The organism is Stenotrophomonas sp. SMYL41, from assembly GCF_036319965.1.
In the GTDB taxonomy this organism is placed as follows: Bacteria; Pseudomonadota; Gammaproteobacteria; order Xanthomonadales; family Xanthomonadaceae; genus Stenotrophomonas; species Stenotrophomonas maltophilia_R.
Window position 1 is genome coordinate 132,361 of the sequence record NZ_JAWIRX010000013.1, and the last position, 16,734, is coordinate 149,094.

The 16,734-nt window shown below is 66.3% G+C and carries 19 protein-coding genes; 8 read left to right on the top strand and 11 right to left on the bottom strand.

Annotation, left to right across the window (positions count from 1 at the left end; genetic code table 11):
- Positions 1 to 22 precede the first annotated feature (22 nt).
- Positions 23 to 1,216 (top strand): pyridoxal phosphate-dependent aminotransferase, encoded by a 1,194-nt coding sequence (locus tag V3B30_RS15620; protein ID WP_202908129.1) that lies wholly within the window; start codon positions 23 to 25, stop codon positions 1,214 to 1,216.
- A gap of 65 nt (positions 1,217 to 1,281) precedes the next feature.
- On the opposite strand, the gene V3B30_RS15625 is transcribed toward V3B30_RS15620, so the two are convergent.
- A complete protein-coding gene (locus V3B30_RS15625; protein ID WP_262083634.1) occupies positions 1,282 to 3,378 on the bottom strand; it encodes a prolyl oligopeptidase family serine peptidase in 2,097 nt (698 codons plus the stop codon).
- A 69-nt stretch (positions 3,379 to 3,447) separates the two neighbouring features.
- Positions 3,448 to 3,771: a hypothetical protein gene (locus tag V3B30_RS15630; protein ID WP_262083633.1), complete on the bottom strand. Its 324-nt coding sequence runs from the start codon at positions 3,769 to 3,771 to the stop codon at positions 3,448 to 3,450.
- 127 nt (positions 3,772 to 3,898) lie between these two features.
- Here V3B30_RS15630 and V3B30_RS15635 point away from each other — a divergent pair, with 127 nt between their 5' ends.
- Positions 3,899 to 4,501, top strand: coding sequence for a lipocalin family protein (locus V3B30_RS15635; protein ID WP_100473968.1), 603 nt, complete (start codon positions 3,899 to 3,901; stop codon positions 4,499 to 4,501).
- 40 nt (positions 4,502 to 4,541) lie between these two features.
- Here the strand turns inward: V3B30_RS15635 and V3B30_RS15640 are convergent, their stop codons facing one another.
- From V3B30_RS15640 to V3B30_RS15660, 5 genes are all read right to left on the bottom strand, one after another.
- On the bottom strand, positions 4,542 to 4,841 hold the full coding sequence (locus V3B30_RS15640) for a HigA family addiction module antitoxin (RefSeq protein WP_006471116.1): 300 nt from the start codon (positions 4,839 to 4,841) through the stop codon (positions 4,542 to 4,544).
- Positions 4,842 to 4,851: 10 nt separating this feature from the next.
- The gene (locus tag V3B30_RS15645) at positions 4,852 to 5,130 is read right to left on the bottom strand and encodes a type II toxin-antitoxin system RelE/ParE family toxin (RefSeq protein WP_100473969.1); all 279 of its coding nucleotides are present in this window, start codon (positions 5,128 to 5,130) and stop codon (positions 4,852 to 4,854) included.
- A gap of 209 nt (positions 5,131 to 5,339) precedes the next feature.
- Positions 5,340 to 6,029: a methionine ABC transporter permease gene (locus V3B30_RS15650; protein ID WP_032961215.1), complete on the bottom strand. Its 690-nt coding sequence runs from the start codon at positions 6,027 to 6,029 to the stop codon at positions 5,340 to 5,342.
- Positions 6,026 to 7,033, bottom strand: coding sequence for a methionine ABC transporter ATP-binding protein (locus tag V3B30_RS15655; protein ID WP_010481369.1), 1,008 nt, complete (start codon positions 7,031 to 7,033; stop codon positions 6,026 to 6,028). Before V3B30_RS15655 ends, V3B30_RS15650 begins: the two co-directional genes overlap by 4 nt.
- A 179-nt stretch (positions 7,034 to 7,212) precedes the next feature.
- A complete protein-coding gene (locus V3B30_RS15660) occupies positions 7,213 to 8,109 on the bottom strand; it encodes a DMT family transporter (protein ID WP_262083632.1) in 897 nt (298 codons plus the stop codon).
- Between the two features lie 181 nt (positions 8,110 to 8,290).
- Here V3B30_RS15660 and V3B30_RS15665 point away from each other — a divergent pair, with 181 nt between their 5' ends.
- The 3 genes from V3B30_RS15665 to V3B30_RS15675 all read left to right on the top strand — a co-directional run bounded on the left by V3B30_RS15665 (position 8,291) and on the right by V3B30_RS15675 (position 10,241).
- The gene (locus V3B30_RS15665) at positions 8,291 to 8,773 is read left to right on the top strand and encodes a YajQ family cyclic di-GMP-binding protein (RefSeq protein WP_014038547.1); all 483 of its coding nucleotides are present in this window, start codon (positions 8,291 to 8,293) and stop codon (positions 8,771 to 8,773) included.
- 101 nt (positions 8,774 to 8,874) lie between these two features.
- Entirely contained in the window at positions 8,875 to 9,441 is a 567-nt protein-coding gene (locus tag V3B30_RS15670) for a DUF1415 domain-containing protein (protein ID WP_100473971.1), read from the top strand.
- Positions 9,438 to 10,241, top strand: coding sequence for an SDR family oxidoreductase (locus tag V3B30_RS15675; protein WP_262083631.1), 804 nt, complete (start codon positions 9,438 to 9,440; stop codon positions 10,239 to 10,241). Before V3B30_RS15670 ends, V3B30_RS15675 begins: the two co-directional genes overlap by 4 nt.
- 70 nt (positions 10,242 to 10,311) lie before the next feature.
- Here the strand turns inward: V3B30_RS15675 and V3B30_RS15680 are convergent, their stop codons facing one another.
- Positions 10,312 to 12,342 carry a M3 family metallopeptidase gene (locus tag V3B30_RS15680; protein ID WP_262083630.1) on the bottom strand — a complete coding sequence of 677 codons (2,031 nt, stop codon included), beginning with the start codon at positions 12,340 to 12,342 and terminating at the stop codon, positions 10,312 to 10,314.
- A gap of 165 nt (positions 12,343 to 12,507) precedes the next feature.
- Between V3B30_RS15680 and V3B30_RS15685 the strand changes: the two genes are divergently transcribed.
- Complete coding sequence (locus V3B30_RS15685; RefSeq protein WP_100473974.1) at positions 12,508 to 12,912, top strand: hypothetical protein; 405 nt, start codon at positions 12,508 to 12,510, stop codon at positions 12,910 to 12,912.
- A 62-nt stretch (positions 12,913 to 12,974) separates the two neighbouring features.
- On the opposite strand, the gene V3B30_RS15690 is transcribed toward V3B30_RS15685, so the two are convergent.
- Positions 12,975 to 14,087, bottom strand: a complete 1,113-nt coding sequence (locus V3B30_RS15690; protein WP_100473975.1) for a PLP-dependent cysteine synthase family protein — start codon at positions 14,085 to 14,087, stop codon at positions 12,975 to 12,977.
- A gap of 122 nt (positions 14,088 to 14,209) precedes the next feature.
- Between V3B30_RS15690 and gloA the strand changes: the two genes are divergently transcribed.
- A complete protein-coding gene (gloA, locus tag V3B30_RS15695; protein ID WP_262083629.1) occupies positions 14,210 to 14,725 on the top strand; it encodes a lactoylglutathione lyase in 516 nt (171 codons plus the stop codon).
- 92 nt (positions 14,726 to 14,817) lie between these two features.
- The gene (locus V3B30_RS15700; RefSeq protein WP_100473977.1) at positions 14,818 to 15,246 is read left to right on the top strand and encodes a VOC family protein; all 429 of its coding nucleotides are present in this window, start codon (positions 14,818 to 14,820) and stop codon (positions 15,244 to 15,246) included.
- A gap of 67 nt (positions 15,247 to 15,313) precedes the next feature.
- Here V3B30_RS15700 and V3B30_RS15705 read toward each other — a convergent pair whose 3' ends face one another.
- Positions 15,314 to 15,745 carry a CBS domain-containing protein gene (locus V3B30_RS15705; protein WP_100473978.1) on the bottom strand — a complete coding sequence of 144 codons (432 nt, stop codon included), beginning with the start codon at positions 15,743 to 15,745 and terminating at the stop codon, positions 15,314 to 15,316.
- A gap of 444 nt (positions 15,746 to 16,189) precedes the next feature.
- Positions 16,190 to 16,734: SIS domain-containing protein (locus tag V3B30_RS15710; protein WP_329809690.1), on the bottom strand; the 545-nt coding region annotated here is incomplete at its 5' end.

The following is a 16,734-nucleotide window of genomic DNA, read 5'->3' on the forward strand; positions in this document are numbered from 1 at the left end:
CGACCGGCGTACCATGGGCTCCATGAGTACCCTGCCCCACACGCCGGGCTACAGCCGGCGCAGCCATGAAATCGCTCCGTTCCACGTGATGTCCCTGCTGGCCCGCGCGCAGGCGCTGGAACAGGCCGGCCACGATGTGATCCACCTTGAAATCGGCGAACCGGACTTCACTACCGCCGAACCCGTCGTGCGTGCCGGTCAGGCCGCACTGGCTGCCGGCCACACCCGCTACACCGCAGCGCGTGGCCTGCCCGCGCTGCGCCAGGCGATCAGCGGCTTCTATCGCAGCCACTATGGGCTGGATATCGATCCCGAACGCATCCTGGTCACCCCGGGTGGGTCCGGTGCGCTGCTGCTGGCCAGCAGCCTGCTGGTCGATCCCGGCCGCCACTGGCTGCTGGCCGACCCCGGTTACCCGTGCAACCGCCACTTCCTGCGCCTTGTTGAAGGCGGCGCACAACTGGTACCGGTCGGCCCGGACACTGCCTACCAGCTGACCCCGGCGCTGGTGGAACAGCACTGGAATGCCGACAGCGTCGGCGCGCTGGTCGCGTCCCCAGCCAACCCGACCGGCACCGTGCTGTCCGCCGATGAACTGGCCGCGCTGTCGCAGACCCTGCACGCGCGCGGCGGCCACCTGGTGGTGGACGAGATCTATCATGGCCTGACCTACGGCCTGGATGCACCCAGCGTGCTGCAGGTGGACGACAGCGCATTCGTGCTGAACAGTTTTTCCAAGTACTTCGGCATGACCGGCTGGCGGCTGGGCTGGCTGGTGGCACCACCGGCCGCAGTCCCGGACCTGGAAAAGCTGGCGCAGAACCTGTACATCAGCGCCTCGAGCATCGCCCAGCACGCCGCACTGGCCTGCTTCAGCGAGGAATCAATGGCGATCTTCGAGCAGCGCCGCGAAGCGTTCCGCCAGCGCCGCGACTTCCTGCTGCCCGCGTTGCGCGAGCTGGGCTTCCGGATTGAAGTCGAGCCGCAGGGTGCGTTCTACCTGTACGCCGATGTCAGCGCGTTCACCGACGACGCGCAGGCGTTCTGCGCACACTTCCTGGAAACCGAGCACGTGGCGTTCACCCCGGGCCTGGACTTCGGCTTCCACCGCGCCAACCAGCATGTGCGGCTGGCCTATACCCAGGAAGTGCCGCGGTTGCAGGAGGCGGTGGCGCGGATTTCGCGCGGGTTGAAGCGCTGGCAAGGATCACGTTGACGGTAGTGCCGGCCGGCACTACCGGTAAAGAAAAACGCCGCCCTGGGGCGGCGTTTTTCATTCCATCACTTGCCGCCCAACCGCTCCCACAGGAAGCTGTAGGCCAGTGCCGACATGTGCGCGGCCTGCGCGTTGTTGGCTGCGCCGCCGTGGCCACCTTCGATGTTCTCGTAGTAGGTCACGTCCTTGCCGGCGTCGATCATCTTCGCCGCCATCTTGCGGGCGTGGCCCGGGTGCACGCGGTCATCGCGGGTGGAGGTGGTGAACAGCACCGGCGGGTAGTTCTTCTTCGCGTTGAACAGGTGGTACGGCGAGAAGGTCTTGATGAAGTCCCAGTCGCTGGTATCCGGGTTGCCGTACTCGGCCATCCACGAAGCGCCGGCCAACAGGTGGCTGTAGCGCTTCATGTCCAGCAGCGGCACCTGCACCACCACTGCACCGAACAGTTCCGGGTACTGGGTCAGCATGTTGCCGGTCAGCAGGCCACCATTGCTGCCGCCCTGCACGCCCAGGTGCTTGGCGGAGGTGATCTTGCGCTTGACCAGATCGCGCGCCACGGCGGCCATGTCTTCATAGGCCTTGTGGCGGTTCTGCTTCAGCGCCGCCTGGTGCCAGCGCGGGCCGTACTCGCCGCCGCCACGGATGTTGGCGACCACGTACACGCCGCCCTTCTCCAGCCAGGCGCGGCCCATGCCACCGGAATAGCTCGGCGTCAGCGAAATCTCGAAACCACCGTAGCCGTACAGCAGGGTCGGATTGGAGCCATCGAGCTTCATCGCCCTGTCGTGCACCACGAAGTACGGCACGCGGGTGCCGTCCTTGCTGGTGGCGAAGTGCTGCTCGATCACCTTGCCCTTGGCATCGAAGAAGGCCGGCATGGTCTTCAACGTTTCCGGCGCCTGGCCGATCTCGGCCAGGGCCAGCGTGGTCGGGGTCAGGTAGTCGGTGGCGGTCAGCCACACCGCGTCGCTGTCGTTGCTGTCTACTGCGGCCACGCCCAGCGTGCCGAAGGCCGGGGCACCAACGAAGCGGCTGGTCTGCCAGCCATCGGCGCCCGGGGTCAGCACCGACAGGCGGTTCTTGACGTCATCCAGCACGTTCAGCACCAGATGGTTTTTGGTCCAGGTGGCGCTGGCCAGCGAGGTGGTCGCGGTCGGGGTGAACAGCACCTCGAAGTCACGCTTGCCGGCCAGGAAGTCGTCCAGCTTGGTCGCCAGCAGCGAACCGGACGCGTAGGTCTTGCCACCCACGGTCCACGGATCGCGCAGTTCCAGGGTCAGCCACTGCTTGTGCAGGCCCTTCTCGGCCGAGTTCGGCGCGTCGATCCTGGTCAGCGTGCCGTCGTCGCCACGCAGGTAGAGCTCGTTGTTGTAGAACGCCAGCGTGCGGCTGACCAGGTTGCGCTCGAAGCCCGGGGTGTCATCGTGCATCGCCGCGATGTACATGTCTTCCGGCTTGCCTTCGTACACCACGGTGGCCGAGGCCATCGGCGTGCCACGCTTCCACAGCTTGGCCACGCGCGGATAGCCGGACGTGGTCATCGAGCCGGCACCGAAGTCGGTGTAGACGAACACGGTGTCGCGGTCGACCCAGTTGAGGCCACCCTTCGACTCCGGACGGAAGAAGCCGTCCTTGATCCAGGTCTTGTTGGCCAGGTCGAACTCACGGGTGACGTCGGCGTCGGCGCCGCCGCGCGACAGCGCGATCAGGCAGCGGCTGTAATCCGGGCGCAGGCAATCAGCGCCATGCCAGACCCAGTTCTCACCCTCGGCCTTGTTCAGTGCATCCAGGTCGAGCACGGTCTCCCACTGCGGCGAGGCCTTGCGGTACTCGGCCAGGGTGGTGCGGCGCCACAGGCCGCGCTCGTGCTGCTGGTCCTTCCAGAAGTTGTAGTAGTAGTCGCCGATCTTCTGCACGCCGGGAATCTTGGCATCGGAGTCGAGCACCTCGCGGATGCTGGTCTCCATCTGCTTGAAGGTCGGGGTCTGCGCCAGGCGCGCCTCGGACTTGGCATTCTGTTCCTTGACCCAGGACAGCGGCTTGTCGCCGGTGACGTCCTCCAGCCATGCGTAGCGATCGGTGTCTTCAGCGGCCACGGCGGTCCCCACCGAGGCAGCGGTCATCATGCCGGCCAACAGGCAGGCGGAAGCGAGTCGTGACATTGCAGCTCCAGGCAGTCATAAGCCGTGGAACGCTAGCACGGAATGCCGCGGCCTCCCCCGTGTCGAAGGTCAGGCCGTGGCCGCCGGACTGCGCCGGCTGCGTGCGGCGGGAGCCGGCCGGCGGCGTGCCTGTCCACCGGTACGCCGCGCCCGCCGCCGCCATGACAGGTGGGGCAGCGGAAAGCGCAGCAGCGCCCACCAGGCCGCGAACGGCATGCCCACCAGCCACATCGGCAGCCAGCCCAGCCACGCACTGCTGCCACGTGCCGCCGGCCAGACCAGTACCAGCGCCAGCCCGGCCAGGGCCAGCTGCCGCACGCCGCGCAGCAGGCGTGGGTCGGCGCATTCGATGACGCGTTCAGTTGCAGGACGACGGACGGAACGAGCGTTCATGGGGCTTCTCCGGTAGACAATGCAACACAGCTTGGGCAAGCCCCTTCTCACAGGATGCGACACCATTGACGGATCGCGTGCACACAGTCGACCATGCGCGTGCAAGCCCACTGGAGCCCGCTCCCGCATGACTTCGATCCGCCCGTTCTGCGCCGTGCTGCTGGCTCTGTCCCTGGCAGGTCCTGCCATGGCCGCCAGTGAGCCGCCGTCGCCCCGCGCCAGCGCCACCGACGCGGCCGACCCGGGGGCGCCGATCGACCTGAAGCGCTTCATGGGCACCTGGTATGTGATCGGCCGCGTGCCGAACTTCATCGAACGCGGGCATGTCGCCAGCGTCAACGAGTACGAGCTGCGTGACGAGCACAAGGTCGGCATCACCTACCGCTACCGTGATGGCTTTGGTGAACCGCTGCAGGAAATACGCGCACGTGCCAGCGTCGATCCCGACAGCGGCAACCATGGCTGGCGAACCTGGTTCTATCGCGTCGTGCCGACCCACTCGCGGGTACTGGAAGTGGCCCCGGACTATTCATGGGCACTGATCGGTTATCCGGGCCGCGAGATGGCCTGGATCTTCGCGCGCAAGCCGGACATGGACAAAGCCCTGTACAAGGAGCTGGCCGAGCGCCTGCGCGACGAGTACGGCGTGAACACCGACAAGCTCAAGCGCGTACCGCAGCGTCCGGAACAGGTCGGCAAGCTGGGCTACGAAGTACCGAACGCGCGTTGATCGGATCGCGGGTGCGGAGCCGGGTCCGAGCGCCCGGACTTCACGCCGCGCGTGGCTGCACCCGGCGTTCGATTTCGCTGCGCGTTGGCAATGTCTTGAGATCGTAGGCCGCCTGCATCGCGAGCCAGGACGCGGCATCCCCACCAAAATGCCGCGCCAGCCGCGCTGCAGTGTCCGCCGAAATGCTGCGTTGGCCGTGCACGATGGCGTGCAGTCGCGTTGCGGGCACATCCAGGGCCTTCGCCAGCGCATTCACGCTCAGCGCCAGGGGCAGCAGGAACTCTTCGCGCAGGATCTCGCCAGGATGGATGGCGCGCATGCCGTTATGGGGACGCTTCATGGCGGACACCTCAGTGATAGTCAACAATTTCCACGGCATCGGCGCCGCGGTCGGTCCAGGAAAAGCAGAGCCGCCATTGATCGTTGATGCGAAGGCTGTACTGGCCTCTTCGATCGCCTGACAGCGCCTCGAGGCGGTTCCCGGGCGGGCTGCGGAGGAAGGCCAACGTCTGTGCCGAGTCGAGCAGTTGCAGTTTGCGTTCCGCCACTCGCCGGATCTGGCGCCAGGCGCGTGGGCAGGTTCCTTCAAACAGGGCGCGGGTCTGCTTGCAGCGGAATGAACGGATCATTCCGCAAAACGTATTACGTTGAGCGGAACATACCAAGGAACGCGTTGTGCTGCCAGTCCCAGTCTGACGATATCGATTCCTGATGGGCGTGGCCGCTTCCAGAGCCTGGCGCTATGACAGGCACACTGTCGACACTCTGCAGGCTGCCGGCTTGCCGGCCAGCGGCCGGCACTACCCGAACGAGATGCCGGGCGCCGCCCGGCGTTCTGTTATCTGCGGCTGTAATGCGCGACCAGGCGGTCGCCGAGCATCTGCAGCAGCTGCACCAGGACCAGCAGCAGGACCACGGTGACCAGGGCCACGTCGGTGTGCGAACGCTGGTAGCCATCGCGGAACGCCAGGTCACCAAGGCCACCGGAACCGATCGCACCGCCCATCGCAGTGAAGCCGATCAGGGCCACGGTGGTGACGGTCGCACCGGCAATCAGGCCCGGACGTGCCTCGGGCAGCAGCACCCGGGTGACCAGCTGCCAGGTGGTGGCGCCCATCGCCTGGGTCGCCTCGATCACGCCACGATCCACTTCGCGCAGCGCGGTCTCGACAAGGCGCGCGTAGAACGGCGCCGCGCCGATCACCAGCGGCACGATCGCACCGCGCACGCCCAGCGACGTTCCCATCAGGAACAGCGTGACCGGGATCAGCACGATCATCAGGATGATGAAGGGCACCGAGCGCAGCAGGTTCACCACCAACGCCAGCACACCGTAGGCAAACGGACGGCGCTTCATCTGCGGCGCGCCGAACAGGTACAGCAGCACGCCCAGCGGCAGGCCGATGGCCAAGGTCAGCGGCAACGAACCGAGCAGCATCAGCAGGGTGTCGATGGTGGCCTGGCCGATGTCGGCCCACTTGCCCGCATCCAGGTGGCGGAAGAAACCGCCGGCAGTGGCGATGATCATCGACGCAGCTCCTCAACGTGCACGCCGGCAGCCACGAAGGCGGCCTGCGCGGCGGACTGGTCACCGCCCACCAGGGCGACCACCAGCTGGCCATAGGGGGTGTCCTTGATCCGGTCGATACGGCCGGACAGGATGTTGTAGTCGACCCCGGTCTGGCGCGCGACGCTGCCGAGCAGGGGTTCGTAGGTGTCGCCACCGAGGAAGGTCAGGCGCACGATGCGACCGCCCACCACGTCGAAATCGCGGTGCAATGCCCCTTCATCCACGTGCTCCGATTCGCTGACGAAACGGCGCGTGGTCGGGTGCTGCGGATGCAGGAACACCCGGGTAACCGGTCCGGTCTCGACCATCTGGCCGGCATCGAGCACAGCAACGCGATCGCAGACACGGCGGATCACATCCATCTCGTGGGTGATCAACACGATGGTCAGGCCCAGCTCGCGGTTGATCTTCGACAGCAGCGACAGCACCGAGGCCGTGGTCTGCGGGTCGAGCGCACTGGTGGCTTCGTCACACAGCAGGATCTGCGGTCGAGTCGCCAGCGCACGGGCGATGCCGACGCGCTGCTTCTGGCCACCGGACAGCTGCGCCGGATACTTCTGCGCATGCGCTTCCAGGCCCACGGTCTGCAGCAGCTCGGCCACGCGCGCGTCGATCTCCGCCTTCGGCGTGCCGGCCAGCTCCAGCGGGAAGGCGACATTGCCAGCCACTGTGCGCGACGACAGCAGGTTGAAGTGCTGGAAGATCATGCCGATGCGCCTGCGCAGCGCGCGCAGGCCATCCGCGTCCAGCGCGGTGACATCCTCACCGCCGATCAGCAGCCGCCCGCCACTGGGTTCTTCCAGGCGGTTGATCATGCGGATCAGGGTCGACTTGCCGGCGCCGGAATGGCCGATGATGCCGAATACCTCCCCGGCCTCGATGGTCAGGTCCAGCGGTTGCAGCGCGCTGACTTCGCGGCCGGCAACGGCATAGGATTTGTGCAGGCGCTGGAACTCGATCACGGGCGTGGCTCACCGGCTGGGTGACGGAAGGGGGCGTGCAGCCTACCAGCGCGGGCGGTCGCGCGCCCGCGCCATGGGCCAGAATGTTATTCCTTTTGGTTCTAAGGCGCCCGCACCGGCGCGTTGGCTGGGGTCGGATTCCCGCAGGGGCTCTGACCCCGTTCCCTGGCCCAACCAACTCAGGGATGATCCAGCGGCTTCGGCGGTTCCTGCCGGTTCACCCGCTCGCGATGCAGCAGGTACAGGCCCGAGGCGACGATGATCGCCGCGCCCACCCAGGTATAGCCATCGGGCAGCTGGCCCCAGAAGGCCAGATCCCAGCCGATCACCCAGACCAGTCCGCTGTACTCCAGCGGCGCGATCATCGACGCCTCGCCCAGCTGGAACGCCCTGGTCAGCGCGATCTGGCCCAGCGCCCCGGCCAGGCCCATGCCGGCGATCAGCGGCGCATGCGCCAGTTGCAGCGGTACCCAGCCGGGAATCGACAGGAGGCCGGCGCCGATGGCCATGATCACCAGGAACCAGACCACCATCGACTGCGAGGAATCGGTGCGGGTCAGCAGGCTGACCGTGATCGCCGCCACGGCATAGGCAGTGGCGGCGGCCAGCACCATCAGGCCGGGCACCGAAATGAAACCGTCCACACCCGGCCGCAGCACCACCAGCACGCCGACCAGGCCGATGCCGATGGCGACCCAGCGCCGCGGCCCGACCCGCTCACCCAGCAGCGGCACCGACAGCGCAGCGATCAGCAGCGGGGCGACGAAATAGATGGTGTAGGCGGTGGACAGCGGCAGGTCGCGCAGGGCGAACACGAAACAGCCGATCATCGCCATGCCCAGCGCGCCACGCAGCAGGTGCAGGCCCCAGCGGCGCGGCACCAGCGAACGCGGCCCGGCGCTGGCCAGCACCCAGACCAGCACGAACGGCAACGAGGCAGCGCCGCGCAGGAAGGTCACTTCCAACGTTGGATAGCTGGCCGACAGCTGCTTCATGCCAGCGTCCATCAGCGAGAAGCAGGCGACCGCAGCGACCATCCAGGCCACCGCACGCGAGGGGGAGCGTTGCACGTTCATGACCCATTATCGCCGACCGCACCGGATTGTAGAGTCGAGATTGCTCAACGGGCGGACCTGTAGAGTCGAGCCAGGACCGACGCCTCTTCACAGGATAGCCGAGCATGGCTCGGCTACAGAAAGCAGGCATGCAGGCCGGCACGATAGAATGGCCACCACTGAATCCTGCGGAGCATCGCCCATGCCTTCCTTCGACGTCGTGTCCGAAGTCGACACCCACGAGCTGACCAACGCCATCGACCAGGCCAACCGCGAATTGAGCACCCGCTTCGACTTCAAGGGCGTGGACGCCAAGTTCGAGCGCGATGGCGATGTCATCAACCAGACCGCACCAACCGAGTTCCAGCTCAAGCAGATGAACGACATCCTGCGCGCACGCCTGGCCGCACGCGGCATCGACGTGCTCAGCCTGGAGTTCGGCGACATCGAGACCAACCTGGCCCAGGCCCGGCAGAAGATCACCGTCAAACAGGGCATCGAGCAGAAGATCGCCAAGAAAATCGCGGCGGCACTGAAGGATGCCAAGCTGAAGGTGGAAAGCCAGATCAACGGCGACAAGCTGCGCGTGCAGGGCAAGAAGCGCGACGACCTGCAGGACGCCATCGCCGTGCTCAAGGCCGGCAAGTTCGAGCTGCCGCTGCAGTTCAACAACTTCCGCGACTGAGGCATCCGCCGGGCACGCCCCGGCGCTGCCAGCGGCAGGTACGACGGCGCGTTGCTGGCGAGGCGCCTACAATGGCGGCCCCGCCAGCCGACGTGCCCGCCATGACCGATGCCCACCTGCCCACTGATGACCCGATCGCCGCCACCCGCCTGTGGCTGGAGCGCATCGTCATCGGCCTGAACCTGTGCCCGTTCGCCAAGGCGGTGTATGTGAAGGACCAGGTACGCATCGTGCTCAGCGATGCGACCACGCCGGAAGCGTTGGTTGAGCAGCTGGCCGAGGAACTGGTGCTGCTGCGCGATACGCCGGCCGAACAGATCGATACCACGCTGATCGTGCATCCGCAGGTGCTGACCGAGTTCCTCGACTACAACGACTTCCTCGACAACGCCGACGCGGCGATCGAGGCGCTGGACCTGCAGGGCATCCTGCAGGTGGCCAGCTTCCACCCGGACTACCAGTTCGATGGCGTGGCCGCGGACGACGCCAGCAACTACACCAATCGCGCGCCCTTCCCCACCCTGCACCTGCTGCGCGAAGACAGCGTGGCGCGCGCGGTGGATGTCTATCCGGACCCTGACGTGATCGTCGAGCGCAACATCCAGACCCTGGACCGCATCGGCGTGGACGGCTGGCATCGCCGCCTGCGTGGCGAAGACCTGACGTGAGCACGGTGCCGCCGATTACCGCATGGCCGGCCGCGCCGCTGTCGGGCAAGGTGGTGCTGGTCACCGGCGGTGCCAACGGCATCGGTCGCGGTATTGCCCAGGCCGTGCTCGGTGCCGGTGGACGCGTGCTGATCGGCGACCTGGACGTGGAGGCCGGCGAGGCATGTCTGGCGGAATGGCAGCGCGGTGAGGATGCCGCATTCCAACGCCTGGATATCACCGACGAAGCCAGCGTGCGCGATTTCATCGCCATGGCCCTGCAGCGTTTCGGCCGCATCGACGGGCTGGCCAACAACGCGGGCATCGCCGGCCCGCATGGCACGCTGCTGCAGGACATGGACTGGGACGAGTGGCAGCGCCGCCTGTCCTCGCTGCATGGTGCGTTCCTGTGCAGCAAGCACGCACTACCGGCGCTGGCGGCCAATGCCGCTGGTGCGATCATCAACATCGCCTCCACCCGCGCCTGGCAATCCGAAGCGCACAGCGAGGCCTATGCTGCGGCTAAGGGTGGGCTGGTGGCCTTCACCCATGCACTGGCGATCAGTGCCGGCCCGGCGGTGCGGGTCAACAGCATCAGTCCGGGCTGGATCGGCACCACCGCCTGGCAGGCCCCCTCCCGGCGACACGCACCGGAGTACTCGGCCATCGACCAGGCACAACACCCGGTCGGCCGGGTCGGCCGCCCCGAAGACATCGGCGCGTTGGCCGTTTACCTGCTGTCGTCGCTGTCCGGTTTCAGCACCGGCCAGGACTTCATCGTCGACGGCGGCATGACCCGGAAGATGATCTACGCCGAATAGAAAAAGGGGACGGAGGGGATTAAGTCGTTTGTGCACAAACGACTTAATCCCCTCCGTCCCCTTTTTGCGCTTACGCCATGCCCGAATGACGCAGCAGCGCGTCGATCTGCGGTGCGCGGCCGCGGAAGGCCTTGAAGTTCTCCGCCGCCGGGCGGCTGCCACCGCGCGACAGGATTTCATCGCGGAAGCGTGCACCGGTTTCAGCCAGTGCCTGCGGCGCTTCCTCGAACGCAGCATAGGCATCGGCACTGAGCACTTCGGCCCACTTGTAGCTGTAGTAACCCGCAGCGTAACCACCGGCGAAGATGTGGCTGAACTGGTGCGGGAAGCGGTTCCAGGCCGGCGGGTGGTTCACCGCCACTTCCGCGCGCACGCGGTCGAGCAGCGCCAGCACGCTGTCCTGCGCCGGTTCGAACTGGCTGTGCAGCAGCATGTCGAACAGGCCGAACTCCAGCTGGCGCACCGTGGCCATGCCGCTATGGAAATTGCGCGCGGCCAGCATGCGCTCGTACAGCGCGCGCGGCAGCGGCTCGCCACTGTCCACGTGCGCGGTCATGCCCTGCAGGTGGTCCCATTCCCAGCAGAAGTTCTCCATGAACTGGCTGGGCAGCTCCACCGCGTCCCATTCCACGCCGTTGATGCCGGCCACGCCCAGCTCGCCGATGCGGGTCAACAGCTGGTGCAGGCCATGGCCCATCTCGTGGAACAGAGTGGTCACTTCGTTGTGGCTGAAAGTCGCCGGCTTGCCGTTGGCACCACGGCCGAAGTTGCACACCAGGTAGACCAGCGGGGTCTGCACGCTGCGGTCGCTACGCACGCGACGGTTGCGGCAATCGTCCATCCACGCACCGCCGCGCTTGCCCTCGCGTGCGTACAGGTCCAGGTAGAACTGGCCGACCAGCGCGCCCTGCGCATCGACCAGCCGGAAGAAGCGCACGTCTTCATGCCAGACCGGCGCACTGTCTTCCTGCACGCGCAGGCCGTACAGCTGCTCGATCACCGAGAACAGGCCGCCCAGCACCTTCGGTTCGCTGAAGTACTGCTTTACCTCCTGCTCGGAATAGCTGTAGCGCGCCTGCTTCAGGCGGTCGGCGGCGAATGCCAGGTCCCAGGCCTGCAGTGTCTCGATGCCCAACTGTTCGCGCGCGAACTGCTCCAGCTCGGCACGATCCTTGGCGGCAAACGGCTTGGCGCGCGAGGCCAGGTCGCGCAGGAAACCCAGCACTTCGGCCGGGTCCTGCGCCATCTTGGTCGCCACCGAATAATCGCCGTACGAAGCGAAGCCGAGCAGCGTTGCCAGTTCCGCGCGCAAGGCGAGGATGCGGTCGATGTTGCCGCTGTTGTCCAGCGCGTCATCGCCGAATTCGGAGGCTCGCTGCGCGCTGGCGCGGTACAGGATCTCGCGCAGGTCGCGGTCTTCGGCCCAGGTCTGCACCGGCAGGTAGCACGGCATCTGCAGGGTCAGCTTCCAACCGGTCTGGCCGTCCTTCTGTGCTGCGGCGTGCGCGGCGGCCTTCACGTCTTCCGGCACGCCCTTCAGTCGCGCTTCGTCCTCGATGATCAGCGACCAGGCATCGGTAGCGTCGAGCACGTTCTGCGAGAACTTCGCCGACAGCGCCGACAGTTCTTCCTTGATCGCAGCAAAGCGCTGCTGCGCCTCGGGCGCCAGCTCGGCACCGCCCAGGCGGAAATCACGCAGCGTGTTGTCCAGTACCTTGCGCTGGGCCTCGTCGAAATCCGCAGCCTCGGGGCTTGCGGCCAGTGCCTGGTACTGGCGGTACAGCGCCAGGTTCTGGCCCAGCGCACTGGCGAAGCGGGTCACCCGCGGCAGGTTGCTGTTGTAGGCCTCGCGCAGCTCCGGGGTGTTGACCACGGCCTGCAGGTGGCCGACCAGGCCCCAGGCGCGCCACAGGCGCTCGGTGGCATCGTCCAGCGGGGCGACGAAGGTCTCCCAGCGCACCGACTGCACCTGCTCGGCCTTGCTGACGGCGGCTTCGGCCTCGGCCAGCAGCACATCCAGCGCCGGTGCGACATGCTCGGGGCGGATCGCCTCGAAGCGCGGCAGGCCGGAAACATCGAGCAGGGGGTTGGCAACGGTCACGGCAGATCTCCAGGGAACGGGCCCGGCAGGCGGGCAGCCCTGTAGATATGGCGCTGGCAGGCGTGACTGACAAGGGGGCACGGCATTCACATCGGCCTTACGCTGGCGCACCGAAGCTCTGGCTGCGGGGGAGTCCGCAGCAGCAGGTACCGAACGAGGCCCCACATGGAAGGTCTGGCTGAAGTTGCATCCGCCTCACCGGCGCGGTCGCTGGCGCTGTCTGCCAGCCCGGCCGAACTGACCTGGATCGCGGCGCTGTGCGATGCCGGCGATGACGCCCCGCGCCACCTGCAACAGCTGCAGGCGGTGCTGCAGCAGGGCGGCACGTTCAATGATGCCCAGGAGTGGTACCCGTTCGAAGTGGTCGAGCGCGGCGCCAGCCAGCTGCAGCTGGGCCATGAGCGCGAGTTCGTGATCTGCGTGCTGCTGTGGCTGCAGGCCCTGGCCCAGGGCCGCGCCAGCATCCTGGACCCGAGCCTGCACCTGGATGACCGTGCGATGGACATCGAGGCCTTGCCCGATGCACTGCGCGATGTGGTGCTGGACGCGTTCACCGCAGCAGGGTATTGATCGGGGGTGCGACACACCGCCGCGGTCGCCGCCGGGCATGGCCCGGCGGAAATGCCAGCCGGCTACAGCGCTTCCAGGCTGCACCACGGCAGTTCCGGCAGCCCCTGCCCGGCCACCGCCGCCGCCAGCTGCGCATCGGCGCCGTCGACATCGATCCCTTGCCGCGCGTACCACGCCGGATCGTAGTAGCTCTGCGCGTAGCGCTCGCCGCTGTCGCACAGGATGCTGACGATGCTGCCCTGGTGGCCAGCCTCGCGCATCCACTGCGCGGCCTGCAGCACGCCGATGAAGTTGGTGCCGGTAGAGCCGCCGACACGGCGGCCGAGCTGGCGGCTGACATGACGCATCGCGGCCAGGCTCAGCGCGTCAGGCACCTTCACCATCGCATCGACACTGGTCGGGATGAAACTCGGCTCCACCCGTGGCCGTCCGATGCCTTCCACGCGCGAACCGCCGCTGCAGGTCAGTCCACGCCAGTCCAGTTCACCGGCCACTGCCGCCTTGTAGCCGTCGAAGAACACCGACACTTCCGGGTCCGCGCACAGGATGCGGGTGTCATGCCGGCGGTAGCTGACATAACGGCCCAGCGTGGCTGCGGTACCGCCGGTACCGGGGCTGCACACGATCCATTCGGGAACCGGGCTGGGTTCTTCGGCCATCTGCTTGAAGATGGATTCAGCGATGTTGTTGTTGGCACGCCAGTCGGTAGCGCGCTCGGCATAGGTGAACTGGTCCATGAAGTGGCCACCGGTTTCGCGGGCCAGCTTCTCCGATTCACAGTTGAGTTCGCAGGCACGCTCGACCAGGTGGCAGCGTCCCCCGTGGAACTCAATCGCGGCGATCTTTTCCGGCGAGGTGGTCGCCGGGATCACGGCAATGAATGGCAGGCCGAGCAGGCGCGCGAAATAGGCTTCGGACACCGCGGTCGAGCCGCTGGAAGCCTCGATCACTGGCCGGCCCTCGCGCAACCAGCCGTTGGTCAACGCATACAGGAACAGCGAGCGTGCCAACCGGTGCTTGAGGCTGCCGGTGGGATGGCTCGATTCGTCCTTGAGGTACAGATCAATGCCCTCGAACCCGGGCAGCGCCAGCGGGATCAGGTGGGTATCGGCGGAACGGTTGAAATCGGCTTCGATCTTGCGGATGGCGGCGGCCACCCATTCACGCTGCGACATGGCGGGCAATGCTCAGAACGGAACGGTGCGATCCGCCCATTGTACGTCGCGGTGCCGTCAGCTGACGGCCGGTAGAATAGCCCCATCCGGCCGGCAACGGCCCCGTCTGAAGGACCTCCCCCATGACCATTCCCGCCCTGCGCGATGTCCCCGGCGTCGCCGCCCAGGCCCCGGCCGAAACCACTGGCTTCGTGTTCAACCACACCATGCTGCGGGTGAAGGACATCACCGCCTCGCTGGACTTCTACACCCGCGTGCTCGGCTACCAGCTGATCGACAAGCGCGACTTCCCGGACGCCCGGTTCAGCCTGTACTTCCTGGCCTACGTGCCGGCCGGTGCGGTCGTACCGGAAGACGACAACCAGCGCCGCGTGTGGATGGCCGGCCTGCCGGGCGTCCTGGAACTGACCCACAACCACGGTACCGAGAGCCAGGACGGCGCGGTCTACCACGACGGCAACAGCGATCCGCGCGGCTTCGGCCACATCTGCGTGTCGGTGCCGGACATCGAGGCCGCCTGCCAGCGCTTCGAAGACCTCGGCGTGGCCTTCCAGAAGCGCCTGACCGACGGCCGCATGAAGAACCTGGCCTTCATCAAGGACCCGGACGGCTACTGGGTCGAGATCATCGCCAACTGACAAAAAGGGGACGGAGGGGATTAAGCCGTTTCTGGCACTATTAGGCCGCAAGCGACTTAATCCCCTCCGTCCCCTTTTTTTGCGAGGTTGGTATGGAAACGATGGAACTGCACCGCGGACGACTGATCGACCACATCCAGCTGGTCGTACGCGACCTGGCCGCCAGCCGCCGCTTCTACCAGGCGGTGTTCGAGACGATCGGCATCCCGATCGCCGGCGAAGGTGATGATTACTTCTGGGCCGACGAGCTGTTCATTTCCAACGCCAGCAGCGAGGCCGCCGCCGGCCAGTTGACCGGCCGCCACCATCTGGCCTTCCAGGCGCGCGACCGCGCCACCGTCGACGCCTTCCATACCGCCGCGATCGCCGCCGGCGGCACCGACAACGGCGCGCCGGGCGAACGCCCTTACCATCCGGGCTACTACGGCGCGTTCGTGATTGATCCGGATGGCAACAACATCGAAGTGGTCTACCACGGCCCAGCGAACTACAGCGCCGACTCGGTGAAGGTCACTTTCTGATATCACCGAAACCGTGAACGAAGAAGCCGGGCAATGCCCGGCTTCTCTGCATCCAAGGGTCAAGCCCTCAGTGGGCGGCCATGTAGATGTCCTGCAGCACGGCCTTTTCCAGTTCCAGCTCGCCCAGCAGGTTCTTCACGATGTCACCCAGGCTGAGGATGCCAACCAGTCGGGTGCCTTCGGTAACCATCAGATGACGGCGCCGCGAGTATGTCATCAGCGACATGGCCTGCTTCAGCGTGGCGTCCGGCGCAATGCCTTCCAGGCCGGTGGACGGCAGGCTGGAGATCACCCGGCGGCCGGCCTGCGGGCCGTCGTCGGCCAGGGTGCGCACGATGTCCTTTTCGGAAATGATGCCGACCGGGGCATCGTCCTTCATCACCACCAGCGCAGCGATCTTGTTCGCGCTCATCTTGTGGGCGGCGGCACCGATGGTGTCTTCGGCGTCGATGGTGATGACAGCTTCTTTCTTGGATTGCAGGAGTTCGCGGACGTTCATTCTTGTTTCCTGGTGCAGGTCACTGAAGTCAAAAAGTGTGCTCTTCCGATACGCCCCCTCCCCGGGAACAGACCTTTCAGCGCACGTCTGGCGCACCCGGCTGCCGCTTGGAACGGATTGGCAGACGATGTGCTGCAACGCGAACGAGGTGGGCTCAACCGCTCAACCCGGACCTCGGACAAATCGATTCTACGACTGCGACCATCGGTCACTACCGGCATCGATAGGACAGTTCGTCGTGGGAACCAACTGACGATCCAGAGAATGGCACCGCGGCTGAAACCGCCGCTGAATACAGCCGATGCCGTGCATTGAAGATTGATTGCCTGCTGCCGATGGCGGACAGAACACCTGGCGGCTGTCCCACTTCGCACTCCCGTCGGCACAAACGAAAGGGGCCTCGTGGGCCCCTTTTGCATGCAGCATCCAATGGATCCGACGGGCTTACTCCACCGTCACGCTCTTGGCGAGGTTACGCGGCTTGTCCACGTCAGTCCCACGCGCCAGCGCGGTGTGGTAAGCCAGCAGCTGCACCGGGATGGTGTGCACGATGGGGCTGAGCACGCCGGCATGGCGCGGCGTACGGATCACATGCACGCCTTCGGACTCGTTGAAGTTGCTGTCCTGGTCGGCGAACACGAACAGCTCGCCTCCGCGCGCACGCACTTCCTGCATGTTCGACTTCACCTTCTCCAGCAGGCTGTCGTTGGGCGCGATCACCACCACCGGCATGTCCTCGTCCACCAGCGCCAGCGGGCCGTGCTTCAGCTCGCCCGCCGGGTAGGCCTCGGCGTGGATGTAGGAGATTTCCTTGAGCTTGAGCGCGCCTTCCAGCGCGATCGGGTAATGCAGGCCACGCCCCAGGAACAGCGCGCTGCTCTTGCGCGCGAAACGCTCGGCCCAGGCGGCGATCTGCGGCTCCATGTTCAGCGCGTGCTGCACGCTGCCCGGCAGGAAGCGCAGCTGCTCCAGGTAGTCCGCTTCCTGCG